Origin of the sequence: uncultured Ruminobacter sp., from assembly GCA_902764345.1 — a bacterium.
Taxonomy (GTDB): Bacteria; Pseudomonadota; Gammaproteobacteria; order Enterobacterales; family Succinivibrionaceae; genus Ruminobacter.
In genome coordinates, this window is record CACWVT010000062.1 from 1 (window position 1) to 15,635 (window position 15,635).

At 46.9% G+C, this 15,635-nt stretch carries 11 protein-coding genes; 10 read left to right on the forward strand and 1 reads right to left on the reverse strand.

Going from position 1 to position 15,635, the window contains the following annotated elements:
- Positions 1–297: 297 nt before the first annotated feature.
- The 6 genes from dauA (at position 298) to QZU58_RS09030 (ending at position 9,447) form a co-directional block, all read left to right on the forward strand.
- The gene (dauA, locus tag QZU58_RS09005) at positions 298–2,070 is read left to right on the forward strand and encodes a C4-dicarboxylic acid transporter DauA (protein ID WP_294496174.1); all 1,773 of its coding nucleotides are present in this window, start codon (positions 298–300) and stop codon (positions 2,068–2,070) included.
- A gap of 446 nt (positions 2,071–2,516) precedes the next feature.
- The gene (locus QZU58_RS09010; protein WP_294496176.1) at positions 2,517–4,649 is read left to right on the forward strand and encodes a tetratricopeptide repeat protein; all 2,133 of its coding nucleotides are present in this window, start codon (positions 2,517–2,519) and stop codon (positions 4,647–4,649) included.
- A 163-nt stretch (positions 4,650–4,812) separates the two neighbouring features.
- Positions 4,813–5,934, forward strand: coding sequence for a hypothetical protein (locus tag QZU58_RS09015; RefSeq protein WP_294496178.1), 1,122 nt, complete (start codon positions 4,813–4,815; stop codon positions 5,932–5,934).
- 46 nt (positions 5,935–5,980) lie between these two features.
- The gene (locus QZU58_RS09020) at positions 5,981–6,988 is read left to right on the forward strand and encodes a hypothetical protein (RefSeq protein WP_294496179.1); all 1,008 of its coding nucleotides are present in this window, start codon (positions 5,981–5,983) and stop codon (positions 6,986–6,988) included.
- Positions 6,989–7,224: 236 nt separating this feature from the next.
- Positions 7,225–7,755 carry a hypothetical protein gene (locus QZU58_RS09025; RefSeq protein WP_294496181.1) on the forward strand — a complete coding sequence of 177 codons (531 nt, stop codon included), beginning with the start codon at positions 7,225–7,227 and terminating at the stop codon, positions 7,753–7,755.
- 3 nt (positions 7,756–7,758) lie between these two features.
- Positions 7,759–9,447: a hypothetical protein gene (locus tag QZU58_RS09030; RefSeq protein WP_294496183.1), complete on the forward strand. Its 1,689-nt coding sequence runs from the start codon at positions 7,759–7,761 to the stop codon at positions 9,445–9,447.
- A 319-nt stretch (positions 9,448–9,766) separates the two neighbouring features.
- On the opposite strand, the gene QZU58_RS09035 is transcribed toward QZU58_RS09030, so the two are convergent.
- A complete protein-coding gene (locus QZU58_RS09035) occupies positions 9,767–10,195 on the reverse strand; it encodes a hypothetical protein (RefSeq protein WP_294496185.1) in 429 nt (142 codons plus the stop codon).
- Positions 10,196–11,127: 932 nt separating this feature from the next.
- Here QZU58_RS09035 and QZU58_RS09040 point away from each other — a divergent pair.
- The 4 genes from QZU58_RS09040 (at position 11,128) to QZU58_RS09055 (ending at position 15,456) form a co-directional block, all read left to right on the forward strand.
- Entirely contained in the window at positions 11,128–11,685 is a 558-nt protein-coding gene (locus QZU58_RS09040; protein ID WP_294460131.1) for a hypothetical protein, read from the forward strand.
- Positions 11,686–11,809: 124 nt separating this feature from the next.
- Positions 11,810–12,874 carry a DotH/IcmK family type IV secretion protein gene (locus QZU58_RS09045; RefSeq protein WP_294496187.1) on the forward strand — a complete coding sequence of 355 codons (1,065 nt, stop codon included), beginning with the start codon at positions 11,810–11,812 and terminating at the stop codon, positions 12,872–12,874.
- 3 nt (positions 12,875–12,877) lie between these two features.
- Positions 12,878–13,438: a lytic transglycosylase domain-containing protein gene (locus QZU58_RS09050; RefSeq protein WP_294496188.1), complete on the forward strand. Its 561-nt coding sequence runs from the start codon at positions 12,878–12,880 to the stop codon at positions 13,436–13,438.
- Positions 13,439–13,689: 251 nt separating this feature from the next.
- On the forward strand, positions 13,690–15,456 hold the full coding sequence (locus tag QZU58_RS09055; RefSeq protein ID WP_294496190.1) for an AMP-binding protein: 1,767 nt from the start codon (positions 13,690–13,692) through the stop codon (positions 15,454–15,456).
- Positions 15,457–15,635: the final 179 nt, after the last annotated feature.

Below are 15,635 nucleotides of genomic sequence, written 5' to 3' on the forward strand. Positions count from 1 at the left end.
TCTTGCAGGATGCAACTCAAACATAAAGGAAGATCCTTTTTTATTCAATGCATAAATAATTTTTATTTTTTGCAATCACATAAAAAAAGTGATTGACCCGGAAAAATTCCGGAATATGTAAAAATTTTGTTACATATATCATAAAATTACAATATTAATTTAAATTATTGTATAATTGCGTACTCTCAGGATCCTGTCCTGTCTCCTAACATATCTCTATGCTATCAGATAGTCTCAAGAATCTTGAGCAGTACAGTAAAAATCGTTCTTCCACAGTTAAACAGTTAGTGAAATATCATGGTTAAGATTAGAACCAAAAGAAAAATCGTATCTGTGCGTCACTCCATATTCCATTTTGGCAGTGCCGTCAGGGATTCAATGATTAAGGAGCCGTATACCAAGGCGAGACTGCTGAAGGATCTGATAGCAGGTATCGTGGTCGGTATCATTGCCATCCCTCTTTCAATGGCTCTTGCCATAGCGAGCGGTGTAAGTCCGGAGTATGGTCTTTATACCTCTCTGGTGGCAGGTATCGTAATAGCCCTCACCGGCGGTTCCAGATTCAGTATTTCCGGTCCTACCGCTGCCTTCGTGGTAATTCTGTATCCCGTTGCTCAGGCTTACGGTCCTGCGGGGCTCTGCGTGGCAAGTGTTCTCTGCGGTTTTTTCCTGCTGATAATGGCTGCGGGACGTCTCGGCAGACTTATTCAGTTTATACCGATTGAGGTAACACTCGGTTTTACCATGGGTATCGGTATAGTAATTGCGGTGCTTCAGGTTAAGGATTTCTTTGGTCTGGACATAGCATCAATGCCTGAAAGCTTTGTCGACAAGGTTATGGTGCTTGCTACCAAGTTCGATACCCTCAAGTGGGGGGATTTAGTTGTAGGTACTTCAACACTGGCTGTTCTTGTGCTGTGGTCAAAGCTTAAGATTAAGTTCCCTGCTCATCTTCCTGCTGTTCTTGTGGGTACCGCAGTTGCCTGGGTTCTTACCACATACTGTGATCAGACCATTGCTACCATCGGTTCAAGATTCCACTACACCAATCCTGACGGAACTGTAGGTAACGGCATTCCTCCGTTTATGCCTCATTTCCTGCTTCCATGGAATCTTCCTGGACCTAACGGCGGATCTCTTACCTGGGATTTTGCAACCATTCAGGCTCTTATCGTAGCTGCATTCTCAATGGCCGTACTCGGTGCCATCGAATCACTTCTCTGTGCCGTTGTTCTTGACGGAATGACCAATACCAGACATCATTCCAACGGAGAACTCTTCGGTCAGGGGCTTGGTAACATTATTGCTCCGTTCCTTGGCGGTATCACTTCAACTGCGGCAATAGCAAGAAGTGCTGCCAACGTTAAGGCAGGCGGAACCTCCCCGATTGCCGCCGTGGGACATGCCGTTACCGTTCTTGTCGCAATTCTGGCTCTGGCTCCAGCTCTCTCAGTACTGCCTCTTGCAGCCATGAGTGCACTGCTTCTTCTTGTTGCCTACAACATGAGTGAATGGCGTAAGGTGGTTAACCTTGCCAAAACCGCACCGAGAACTGACGTTCTCATCATGATCTGCTGTATCTTCTGTACTGTCGTATTTGATATGGTTGTTGCCATCAGCTTCGGTATAATCATGGCTTCAATTATCTTCATGAGAGACATGGCAAGAATGACCAGGGTTCATGACCTTACTGTTCATAAGAATGTTTCCGAACAGCTTAATAAGGATTTCGGTGCATACGGCATTGCCGGTCCGCTGTTCTTTGCTTCAGCTGAAAAGGTGTTCCGTAATTTAAGACATGAACTTCTCAGTGAAAAGGGACTTATCCTTGATTTCAGCGGCGTAAACATGCTGGACGCCGGCGGATCACACTGCCTGGAACAGTTCTGTAACGAAATGCAGAAGAAGGGAGTTAAGCTCATTATTACTTCCGTTCAGTTCCAGCCGATGAAGGCCATGGTTAAGTCTAAGTTTGCCCAGAAGCATCCTGAAGTTGATTTTGAAAAGAATCTTGATGATGCGCTGGCGTATGCGAAGACCGGTCATAAGGCAGCGGAAATCACTGCTTAACCGTTCCGGAATCAACAGATAGGAAAGACACCGCCACTTGCTGTGGCGGTGTCTTTTTCATTTTCGGACACCGGTATCTGTTTTTCATTAGCGGAGAAAACGTAATACCTTTGCGGATGGCTTACGCTTCTCCGGTGCTGATTAAACAATTAATTCATGCGGCAGGTCTTCCGTATTACGTATGCTCCTCTAATCTGTTCATCTGCCGGAAAATCATGGTCAGGTGAACCTTTTTGGTGAAAAATTGAACATGTATTTCAAATTTTTAAGCGGACGATTCCCCTACGGGGCGTTGGCACTTCACATTTGTGTTAACATGAAATAAGGATCTTATTTTCTGAAGTCCTGCTTCTGACAGTTTCCGGTGGGCGGATCCACGTTATCCGTCCCGGAATCGGATCCGGAACATCCCGTCCGCAAAAAGGACAAACCGAAGAGACATGATCATGACGGAATTAAAGACTGCACTGCATAACATGTTTCGCATGATGGCATTATCTGTGGTGTCACTGGTTCTGTCCGGCTGCGATGGCGGTCTCTGTCTTTTCGGTGACGGTTCGTCATGTTTCAGTGCCGGAAGTCAGAAGGAGCGTCTGGGATATCATGCGGAGGCTGCCGATTATTTCGGAAAGGGCTGTGCTCTCGGAGATTCCCCGTCCTGTAACCGGGCCGGAGAAATCTGGACGGAAGGAGTCGTTCCCGCCAATTATTACAAGGCCGTGGAAATGTTTCAGGCAGGATGTAAGAAAGGTTTCAGCGATTCCTGCAGAAGGCTGGGATTAATCTACAGAGAGCAGTTTGGTGACCACCAGAAATCTCTCAGGATGATTCATCAGGCCTGCCGCATGAACAATCAGGATGCATGCAACGATCTGGGACTGGTTTTACGGGAAGGTTTTGTAATGCCGCCGGATGACGCCACCGCCATGGATATTTTTGCCCACGGCTGTCACGGTGATAATGCCTCATCATGCTTCTTTCTTGCCGGCATGCTTGAGGAACGGAGAATGAGTGACAAGGCTTTCGTTCTTTACCATAAAAGCTGTACGTTAAAGCACGGCAGCGGCTGTAACCGGGTTGGCGAGATTATGGTAAAAAACGGTGAAAGTCCGACAGAGGCAGGAGAGTTTTTCAGAAAAAGCTGTGACCTGGACTTCGCTAACGGCTGTTTTAATCTTGCGGAGCTCTTCTTTCACGGGATGGAAAATCAGAAATTCCGTGAGGCAGTCGTTCTCTACAGCAGGGCTTGTCGGCTGAAGCACGGCCATTCATGTCACATTCTCGGTGAAATTATGGGGAATGAATCATATTACGCCGGGGATAACGTCAATATGATGCATAACATGGAGCTGTCATCGCTGTATCTGCAGAAATCATGTGAACTCAAAGACGGTGACGGATGCAATGATATGGGAACCCTTTACTATTCCGGTGAGCGTCTTGCCGTTAACAGAAAGGAGGCCAGACGTTTCTTCTGGCTTGCATGCAATTACGGTAACGCTGACGGCTGCGTAAGACTCGGTCATATCTATCAGGACGGTATCGACGTGTCTCCTGACGGTTTGTCGGCAGAGAAGTATTATCTCATGGCGTGTGACAGGGATAATGGTGAGGGGTGTTTCAGGCTTGCCTCCATTTACATGAAGTCATCAGACGAAACTAATGAAAACAGGACGGAAGAGGCTTACAGATACGCACAGCAGTCCTGTTCTCTTGATTTCGCCGAAGGCTGTCGAGCCGTCGGTGAAATATTTGACAGGGGGATTGGCAGGGAGCTTGACGTGGTTCTTGCCGATAAATACTATGACGTGGCCTGCCGCATGAATGACGGAGCCTCATGTTTTTATCTGGGGGTTGCATATTACAGCGGACGGGGTGTGCCTCAGGATTATGACATATCACGGGAGTACGTGATGAAATCCTGTGAAATGGGATATGCTCAGGGATGCACCGGAGCCGGAATTATCTATCTTAACGGCAAGAATGTCGAAGTTGACGAGGCTCTTGCAATAAAATATCTGACTCTCGGCTGCTCTCTGAAGGACGGAGATGCCTGTTACAACATAGGTGTCATGTATGAAAGGGGGAACGGGGTTCCCCAGGATACCGAAACGTCAAAGAGATTTTACGGAGCCGGATGTGATCTGGGAAATACCGAGGCCTGTTTTGCCTATGATGATCTCAGCAGCAGGGAGCCTCCGGCAGATAAGGGGAACATGAGTGAAAAGGAAGATGAACCTGCTGCCTCAGATGAAGGCGTGAAGGAGAATACGTCTGCCGCTTTGGAAAAGGTCTCCGGCGGAAAGACCGAAAACGCAGCGGAGACCGGTGCGGAACGGGAAAACGTCCGTGCGGAAGATGATAAGGAAAAAGACGCTGATGCGGAACAGAAGGATAAGGTTACCGTTTCTTCTTCTCCGTTCATTCCCGGTAACGTAAACGAGGTATCCGGCGGTACGAATGATGATGACTACATTGCCGGAGGTTCCGTACCCGAAAAGGAGAAGAAGGTAAAAAAATCAGGAAGTGGCAAAAAGACAGCTGCCGGCAGAAAGAATGTGCACAAGCGTAAATCATGACGCAGGCGTCCGGTTCCGGCCCCCTCAATCTGTTGAAAAACGTAAACTTATGATAGAATGAAATAGATTTACCCCGGGCTGACGCACTGCGTCAGCCCATGTTTCCGTGCCGCCGGAGCAGATGATCCCGCCTGCGGCTTTTTTATATCCGCGGAATAATATAATGCAGAAATTTTTAAAGAAACTTTTTATATTTCCGATACTGGCGATTTTTTCCAGAAAATTCTACATTCCCGTAATCTGTTACTTCAGGGGATTCGGTCAGGGACATCTTTTAAGAAGTTCCGGTCTTGCCGCCGTGCTGATAACAATCGGCATCGCCATTCATTTCCACGGCTTTTTTCAGAATGATCTTCTGCCAATGGCTGAGAAGGTTCCGGCCTTTGATTACAGTGACGGAAGGATATCAATTCCCAAAGACGGAAAGTCTGATTTCTGGCAGAAGGATGATTCCGGCAGTCCTTATGTTCTGTATCACTACGAAAATGGAAAGAATCTTCTGGCGGTATATCCGGAAAGAATGTATTTTCAGGACGAGGAACCGCCTGTATTTGAAGTGGATGAAATGGCGTCCAATCAGCTTCTGCCGGTCGTTACCGTTTATTCCAACAGCTTCTGTTTCGGCCTTAACGGTTTCGAGAATGCGATGTGCTTAAATTACCGCCTGCTGACTTCTTCGGATGAGACAACGGTTACCGTTACCGGGCTTATAGAAACCTTTGTCTCAAAAATGATGGTCGTGTATTCCGGTATCGTGGTTATGGTGCTCTACTTTGCGGTTCTGCTCAGACAGTGCATCATGATAGGCATAACATCACTTCTGAGTCTCTTCGTGGAGATTATCGTAAAAATCAGTCTGCCAAGAGACGCTCTGCTGAGGCTCAATACCTATGCCAACACGCTGCCTCTTGCCATGCTGGTCATCAGTGTGTTTTTTATGGATAATCCTCAGGTGCACCATGCCCTGACTAATTCCCTGACCATCCTTCTTCCTCTTGTCTACGTGTATCTTGCTCTCAGTGATTTCCGCAGTAACCTTATCGTGACGGTAAAGGAGAACATGAAAAACAACGGAGACAACGGCAGCGTTGAACATATCAAGGTTAACGGCATAGAAGGTCACGGCCCGTTTGATGATTCTTTTGTTCCTGGCATGCGTTCTCCTAAAAACAAGGATGGGGAATCCGGAGAAAACCATGGGGCAGAAGGAACGCAGAAAGAACCTGAAAGCTCCGTCCGCAGTGCCGATGACGGTAATGACGACAGCGGTGTATTCACTCCTTAGCTTTTTGGTTTCATAAGTACATCCGACAGAATTCCGAGAACTCTAAATGTCCCGAAAAAAGAAAAATACCGGCAGAAAGGATTTTGTGTCAGGGGATAATCCCCGGGCACAGGAATTCAGTAAGACATCCTCGGTGGATGCCTTGTCCGGCATTTCAGATCCTGCAGGTTCAGATGATGCTTCTGAGATGACATCTGCCGTGTCTTTCCCTGATGCGGATTTGGAGACAATTTCCGGAGTTACCAGAGTAAGTGCCGGAGAAATCGGAATTGCTCCTGATTCCGGAACACGGTCATCAAAGGAACCGGAAAAGGTTTCCGGAAAGCAGAACGGCGGAGGTGAGCCTTCAGGAAAGGACAATGCCAAAGCCGAGTCTCCCGACGGTCATAATGAAAACACCGGTGCCGGGGGCAGAAAACGTTCACGAAAAAATTCCGGAACCGTAGGGGCTTTTACCGGAAATGAGGAGGATGAGGGCAGGAAGGATGATGGTGAGTCAGCTTCTTCTGCCGGTTCTTCCGGTGAAAGGTCCGGGGCCGGAAAAACTTCCGGCAGGAAAAAAATCAGTCCGGATCCCGCTGAAAGAAAATTCTTCCTTCTCACCTCATGCATCATTGCCTCAGCTCTGCTGTGGCTTACATATAAGTGTATTTTCCCGTATATCGAGGACATGTGGTTCAGCAGATTCACCGAGCCGGCCCTTTACCAGAGTAACGGCCACTTTACCGAGTATCACTTAAGACGTAAGGTTATTCCTGAACTGCTCGCCGAAAGGGGAATAAGTTTTCCGTTCAGAGCAGGTGACGGAGTGGTGCTGAAGGACGTGACAGCAGGTCCCGGCAGTACCCTCAACATGCATTTTGATCTGACTCCGGAATTTGCTGAGTCACAGAATCCCGATGACGTTTACATGCATATGTGCAGAAGCAGGTTCATCAGAGAAAGGATTCTGACGATTGTTGATTCCTACAGGCTGATTTATACCGTTGACGGCAGGGATTTTGCGGAACTTGAAATAGACGGTGACAGCTGTTCAGGCATAATGTATGACTGATGCGGAACAATCAGCAGCGTAAGGTGTCTTAAATGGAGAACATCTACTAAACAGGTCTGCCGTTTTTCTTCGATGCAAAAATCGCATGAAACCCGCTGTGGTAGGTAACTTTATGCATTTTTTGGTAATGTTTATTGCTAAAGAAAAAAGTTTTGTTTAAAATTTTTCAAAGCCGTTCCGCATGACCTTAACGGATGTTTTCGGTCATGCGAATACATGATGGAGTTATGTTTTCAATGAAAAAAAGATGTGCCTGTCTTTCCGGAATAAAAGCCATGATTCCGTTTATGGCGGTGCTTTTTTTCCCGGCCGCGGTTCAGGCCGGCGGTAATGCTTCCTTTAGGGATCCTGAAACGGGAATAACCGTAATCAGGCCCAAGAAGGAAGATCTGCCGGGAATTCCTTCCGGTAACGGCTACATGACCGGAAAGGAACTTGAGGCCATGTACGGAAAGACTATTGAAAAGAATCTGCCGTACGATCTGAAGCTCGGAACCGTGGATGAAGTGACGTTTTCCGAAGAAGGGGACGTAACGGCACACATGACACTGGCTGAAGTTTATCAGTTTATGCCTTCTTCCGTTAAAAAGAGAATGGAGGCTGAATATTATAATAATGCCAAAACAAGGTACTGTCGAAGCGTTGTAAACGGGAAACATAACCTTCACAGAATTAAAAGCCTGAGTATTGAGGCATATACAGTTTACGGAGAGCTTTATAAAAAATATTCCGTAACACCGCTGATGTGTCAGACTCACAAGGACTGATTAATGTTTAAAAGAGTAATGAAAACCGGTTTTATACTTGGTGTATCCTTAAGCTGCGGCGTGGCCGCCGCCGTTGAAGAGCAGCTGGCTGAGGCTCCGTCACTTGATGCCGAACTGACCGATATGGTTACGGTGGATTCTTCATACTACGATGAATCCGGAGATTCATTACTTTCAAACTCACAGAAAACCAGAAATGCCGCTGCCGCCGGTGAGGGCACCCTTCCTCCGGCTGAAGCGGTCTCCGCACAGAAAAGCAGACAGGAGCAGCCTGCGGGAGACAACACGGCTTCAGCAAAGGCAGATGTCGGGAGCACTGATGAGACTTCTTCCGTTAAACGCAATGCTGATGAAGCTGACGTAACATCTGAAAAAAGCTCTCAGTCGGCCGATGTCAGGTCAGATGCGGATCAATCCGTGGTAAAGACGGATGATGTCGCAGAAACCAAAGTTTCCGACGGTTCGGTAAAGGCTGAACCGGAGAATGTTCCGTCTGAAAGCGACAGACCGGCGGAGGATGCCGGTACGCCGTCATCCGTTACGGAAAAGAAATCTGACGAATCACGTACTCAGGAAGTGAAGACGGCAGAAGCTGCGGATAATACGGCTTCCGTAAATGAGACTGAACAGAAGAAAACAGAACGTGAGGGCTCAGATAATAAGAAAGCTGTCGTTGAGGAAAAGCAGCCTGCATTGCCGGAAAAGTCTGCGGACGCCTCAGTCTCAGACGGGATTTCCGAAAGTGCCGATGAGACGTCCGTAAAGGCTAAGGAACAGCCGGACGTGAACGATAAGGCGCAGCCATCTGAAGGTGCTGCAGGTGATTCATCCGTATCCTCCGCCAATTCTGCGGACAGCCGTACCATCTATGACATCCTTAGAAGAAGACAGCAGGAGGATTTCGAGAATCCTAATCTTTATACCAGGGATTACCTTTCCGAGATGTATCTGCCTTATTTCTACAACACCTATGAGCTTCCTCAGGAATTAAGTCCGTACATCACCCTGAGAACCGTAAGACTTGATAAGAAGGGGCCGGTTCTGGTTTATGACATCGGAACAGCTGATGCTCTCGGCCCAATGGATTTTGACGGAACTCCGGAAGACAACAAGACCCTGAATCTGTTCTGCCGCATAGCGCTCAATGAAGGGATCCTGCATCGTCTGGACAGGATTGTTCTGGTTTTCTATCATGATGACAGGGATTATTCCGAGGTTTCTCTGGACTATCTGAAGTGTACCGGAAAGGAACCTCTTCTGGTTGAGAAGTCCGTTCTCTCCCATGAGAGTCTCAGACAGGATGACGAGTTTATTTATGCCTATGAGGCCGAACCAGAAGGTCCGCTCAGTGCAGAATATCTCAGGAAGCGTTTTGCTCCGTTCGCACTTAAGCGCATAGGAGAGAAGTTTGATGCACCCGAAGGACATCCGGTAATGAGTGCAACGGATGATGCTTCGCTTATGGTTCTTTTTTCAGTTCCTTCCAAACATGTCAACAGGGTAAAACAGGCTGACTTTGTTGCCGGACGCATAGACAGAACATGTTCCATTGATACGTATGGCAAGTGGATTCTGCCGCGAATCAATGAACTGCGTTACGTTTATCTTGAAGATAAAACGGATAAGGTTATCAAAGAGGTTGTTGTTACAGACAAGGCCTGCCGTGCGGTAAGATCACGCCTAAAGAGATAATTCTCCAATTCTTTGCAGTTAACATGCTGCTCCTGTCCCAAACTGATGCAGTCTGAAGGCCGGTGCATTCCATTATGATTGTGGTGCACCGGCCTGCGTGTTTTTTCATCTTTGCGAACGGACTCAGAACCGGTGATCCGCTGATTCACGGGCCGGAGCAGGTCATGAGAGCTTGATTAGAGTTACATGGGATGGATTTATAATCTGTGCGATTATGGAATGTCGAAGTGATCGTTCTGATCTGCCCGCGAGGTTAGAATTTCCTTTTTTAAAAGTTTCAGAAGTCCGTTAAGAAAACCGGGGCAGATTCTATAAGAAGTTATTTGTTTGAAAAGCCCTGAATAACATCATTTTTGAGACTTTCAAATCTGCTGAGGGATATTACGTTCCCGCTCTTACGTCCTGAGCCGTCTTCACTGACTTCGGTTGCGGGATTTATTTTCTTGATTTTCAGATAGTCCTTTACAAAGGCTCGTATCTTACGCTGTGTGAGCGGATTAATGCGGTTTGCCGGATCGCTGTTGAATATTGCCGTTTCCAGTTTTCCTGAAAGCAGGGCAGTGTTGTTCAGAATGCTCATGTCAATTCCGGTATAGTGATACTTGTTCAGGTTTTCGTCGAAAGGAGCCTGTACGAAGTAGCCGTCAGCCATAAGCCATGACCGGTAATCCTTGGCATTGAAGTGGTTAACCACGTAATAGACGTAATATGAAACAAGTCTTTCAATGGAGGTCTTGTGATGAGACATCTGCCACTTGTCGGCAAACTGCCAGATATGGTTAAAGATGCCCCAAAGTCATCAAGAACGATAACGTCGGAGGTTTTTGACAGAATAACCCAGAAGAAGAAATTGCCCACGGACGGAATTATAAGGCCCTTGCTGTTTGCTTCAACATTGCCAATGTAAGGAAAAGGAGTGTTAACATCCTGATAGATGTTCGTAATCAATTCCAGTATGTCATCAAATTTGAAAACCTGTTTTCTTATCAGGGTGCCCACAATTTCCGCCTGCTCCATTTTATGCGGATCCCCTTTTAAACAGTAGATGTCAATCAGCACTGTAAAAACCTCTGTTTTAATAATTCATGTCCGGATGGCGTCAGTAAGTACTGACTTCAGTTTCCGGAATATCCGTGTCAGTGATTCGGGAATGTCGTTTTCCCCTAAGATACGTGTTTATTAATCACCGTTCCATTATGCCGGGCTTTGCTGTTCAGCATGAATCTGCCTTCGGAAAAGCCTGGTTATCTTTTCATATTTACCGGGTACAGTAAATTATAAATAATTTCCGGTGAGGATAAACCCGTACCCGGTAGCGAATTATAAACACATTATGTTAAATTTTCACATACGATTAACAATAATGTGCCTTTATTTGGAAAATTAGCATCGGGTAGCGTCACCGGTAAAACATGTTGTTTGAAAAATAACCGGAAAATTCAGGTGCGTCTTACTGAATTTCCGTGTCATATTCAGGAACTGAAGTTCATGACATGAGACTGAAATAATTGTTTAAAATTCCCTAAATACTGCAAATTAGTATATCTGGATCTAACTTTTTTATCCTGTTTTGTGATAAGTCATAAAAAAGTGTATATATTATGGTTCACTCCGTACTGGTGTTACGGATTTCGTTTTGTCTGATTTTGTGTCTGTGGTCTTCCGTTACGGGAAAGGTTAATGAATATTAAAACGGTTCTGCTGCTCTCTGCGGCTGTTTCCTTTGCTGTCTGGTCATGTCCGGAAGCTGATGCCGCAAACGGTTACGAGGCGCCGCTTCCGCCTCCGGAGCTTGGGGAGCATCTCACAAGCTACAGGACGGATAATCAGAAAAAAGGTGCTCCGTCTTCCGTTTATGACAGGAATGCCGGCGTTACCGGGAACCGAAAGAACGAATCTTCGGGAAGCGGGAATAACCGGGCTCTGAAGGAAATTGTTACGGACTATGTGTTTGTACCAAACAAGAATGTTCCGGTCTACACCGGAGGAGAGACGGTTCTGAGTTTTACCGACAGACAGACGGGGAAGCCTCTTGCGGTTTCAAGCGTCAGCGTTTCCAACAGCGGTTTTTCGGCATCAAGCGACAGATCATCGGTTATTATCACGCCTACGGGCAGAAACACCAGTGCAAAGATAAGGATAGTTCTGGAGAGCAGATCCGGATACCCTCTGATTTTTGAATTGAGTTACATGCGTTCCAGACACAATGTCCGGAACATAGAGAATATAAAAATATAAACCGTAAATACGGAGGCTGGCGGATCCGTTACTGAGAATCCTGCGGTATGGTATTTCCCGACAGGAATGAACGGATGCATATTTTCGCAGTGCCTCGTATTACCGGTCAGGTATGGATAAAGGTATGAGTTCCGCATCATTTGATAAGATTGCATCCCGCCGCAGGTCCGTTGCGGGCGTCGCTGCCGGCATTCTTTTTATGCTGTCATGTCCCGTTGCGGTTGCAGGCTTTGAGGCGCCTGAGCCTCCTCCTGAGCTTGGTGAGAATCTTACCGGGTACCGTACGAAACAGCAGATACTGGAGCAGGCCATCAGAGCCGAAGAATCAAGAAATCCTCCGAAAATGAAGATTTACCGCAAGGACGGAACCACAGATGAGTACACCGACTACAATGCCGTGTACGGCTCTTCGTCAGGAGTTACCCGATCCTCCGATGCCGGAGCGGTTTATGAAGAACCGAAGCAGGTATCTTCATCTCAGGTTTCGGTACCTGCCGGAGGAAAGCGCTGCTGCTCAAAGGTAATCAAGGATCGTTTCGTTTATGATGCCGGAAAAATGTTCAGGATCTACGATAATTCCGTTCTGGTTTTCAGAATCAGGGACGGTGCCGGTGTGCCGTGGCCGATTTCCAAGGCGGAATGTTCAAACAACGGATTCAGGGTTCAGCTTAATAAGTCCCATGACAGCATAAGGGTTATACCTTCATCAGTCAGGATCAATATGGCCAATGTAAAGGTTTATCTGCAGGGCAGGGAAAATTCACCTCTGTCCTTTGTGGTGAGCATGGGGGCGGAAAGCAGATCTGACATGTATGAGTGGGAGGTGCTGCTTTCCCATAAGTCTCCGCTTAACAGTTCAGATGAATTCCATGGGGTGACAAACATAACGAAGTCGGCAAAATCAAGAACCACCAGAAGGGATGTGGAGAGTTCCGCCGTAGCCGCGGTAACCGTGGAGAATGATGAGCAGGCAGGTCTTGACGGAAATAACGAAAACGCTGCGGTGAAGAATACCGCAGGCATTGCCGGCGGACAGAATGCTGACGGCAAGGCAGGTGACGGTGAAAACATCAATCCTGACGCAGGCATTGCCGCATATCCGATAAATCAGAAAATACTTTACGCCGTTACGGTTTCAGAGGATGAACTGCATGAAGTGGCGGACAGACTTTATGAGGCGGTTGAATAGTAAATGACTGTAAAAGAGAACTTTTTTGTCAGAGCGGGACGTCTGACAGCCGGAATGATGTCAGCGCTGATTCCGGTGCTGATTCTGGCAGGTGTATTCACTGCCGAAGATGCCGAGGCTTCAGGTAAAAAGTGCGAGGGACACTGGCGTGATTTTGCCTACGACGTGAAAATCATGCAGAGGTATAAGCCGTACAGTCACTGCGTAAAGTGGACCGCATCTCAGTTCGAGCTGCCCGAGGAATTACTGTATTCCATTCTTTACGTCGAAAGAGGTGATGTGTCAGGTAAGTGCATGACGAATAACAACGGTACGGAAGACTGCGGACCTGCTCAGATAAATGACGTGCGTCTCGGGGAAATCAAGAAGTTTGACCTGGATAAGTCCGACATGAAAAACAGTCCCTGCCGTAATATCTGGGTAATGGGATATCTCATCAGAAGGGAGATTGAGAAGGCTGACGGTGATTTATGGCTCGGAGTCGGTAACTATCACTACAAACGTTCGGCCAACAGTGAGACCTGGGTTAAGCTTAACAGTAACGTGGCCGATATCTGTCGCTAGTGTGCAGTCAAGCTTCGGCCGTGTTCCTCACGTCCGTATTTTTGATTCAGCCAATCCATTCATTTATCAGGCCGTTATCCGTTGAAAACAGAGGATAACGGCCTGTTTTTCAAATTCTTAAGTATCCCAATCAGACGAGTTCCTTCCTAAAATGTGGTTTTTGTATTAATTTTGGATATCGGCACGGCATAATAAAAATACGCATGTGCATTTTGGTAATATAATGATAAGGCATGAGCTTTGGGGGATTTATGGATAATCAGAATAACATGCCATGGCTAAAGTCCTATCCTGAAGGTGTTCCTTCAACCGTCGATACGGGACTCTTTAATTCTCTGGTGGACATGTTTGAATTTTCCTGTGAGAAATTCGGAACAAAGCCCGCACTTCACGGGCTGGGAACCACGCTGACCTATGCCGAACTGGATCATAAGGCAAGATGCTTTGCCGCCTATCTCCAGTGCGAGCTGAACGTAAAGCCCGGTGATCACATTGCCCTGATGCTTCCAAACATTATTCAGTATCCCGTGGCTCTTTTCGGGGCTCTTCTTGCCGGTGCCGTAATAGTAAACGTCAATCCGATGTACACACCTCGAGAGCTGGTGCATCAGCTTAACGATTCAGGTGCCAGGATAATCGTGGTTATTTCAAATTTTGCCAGCACCCTGCAGAAATCTCTGCCGGAAACCCCGGCGATAGAGCACGTGATTATTACATCGCTCGGAGATGAGTGCGGCATGCTGCGCGGGTATCTCATAAACATGTTTGCCAAGTATCTGAAGCGAATCGTGCCAAGATACAGCATACCGAATGCGATAACCTACAAGCAGGCCATGCTTGCGGGTGAAGGATATCCGTACACGCGTCCGTTCATTGCCAGGGATGATCTGGCGTTTCTTCAGTATACCGGCGGAACCACCGGTACTGCCAAGGGAGCCATGCTTACCCACGGCAACCTTCTGGCAAACGTTGAGCAGGCATGGGGCATGTATCACAGCAGACTGACGGAGGGTGAGGAGCTTATCGTGACGGCGATTCCTCTGTACCACGTGTTTGCCCTGACCATAAACTGTCTGTTCTGCATAAGAATCGGGGCTGCTTCGCTGCTCATTCCGGATGCCAGAAACATCAAGGCCTTTGTTAAGGAACTCGGTAACTACGAGCCGACGGTTATTACCGGGGTAAATACTCTTTTTAATGCCCTGATAAACAATGAAGGCTTCTGTAACATGCATCTTTCAAAGCTTAAGCTGACGATAGGCGGAGGAACCTCCGTGCAGAAGGGGGTTGAAATAAAGTGGTTTACTCATACCGGACTTCATATTCTTGAGGGGTACGGTCTGACCGAATGTTCTCCTCTTGTTGCGGTGTGTCCGTACAATGTGGAGGAATATACGGGAACCATAGGTATTCCGGTACCGTCTACCGATGTGATTATTCTTGATAAGGATAACCGCATTATTACCGATGTCGACGTTCCCGGTGAGCTTCTTGTCAAAGGGCCTCAGGTAATGCGCGGATACTACGGAAGGGAAATTGCCACGCAGAAGGTGTTTTTCGGGGAGTATCTGAAGACCGGCGACATGGCCTGCTGGGCAAACAAGAACGGGTACATTCGTCTTGTTGATCGAAAGAAGGATCTTATTCTTGTTTCAGGATTCAATGTGTATCCTTCCGAAATTGAAGACGTGATAATGCTTCATCCTAACGTCCTTGAGGTTGCGGCCATCGGGGTTCCGAGCAAACACAGCGGAGAATCGGTAAAGGTATTCATTGTCAGAAAGAATAAGGCGTTAACGGAAGAAATGGTTAAAACCATGTGCCGTAAGCATCTTACAGCCTATAAGGTTCCAAAGCACATTGAATTCCGTGACTCCCTGCCTAAGACCAATGTCGGAAAGATTATGAGGAAGGAACTGCGTGAGGCTGAGCTGCGTAAGATGGGGATCAATCCCGGAGATGTGAGAACGGAAGAAAAATCCGAAGATAAAACCGATAAGGAAAAACAGTCGGATTAGTTCCTGTCGGCAAAAAGATCGTTTTTGTGTATGAAGACCGGATGCCTTTTAAGGCATCCGGTCTTTCGTATTTTCAGTTGTATCCTAAAAATTAGATAACCATTACTCAATCTAGATTTTTTTTTAATATATTTGATTTTTTAGCTGATATTTCTTTGATTTATCAGCATTTTTTATTG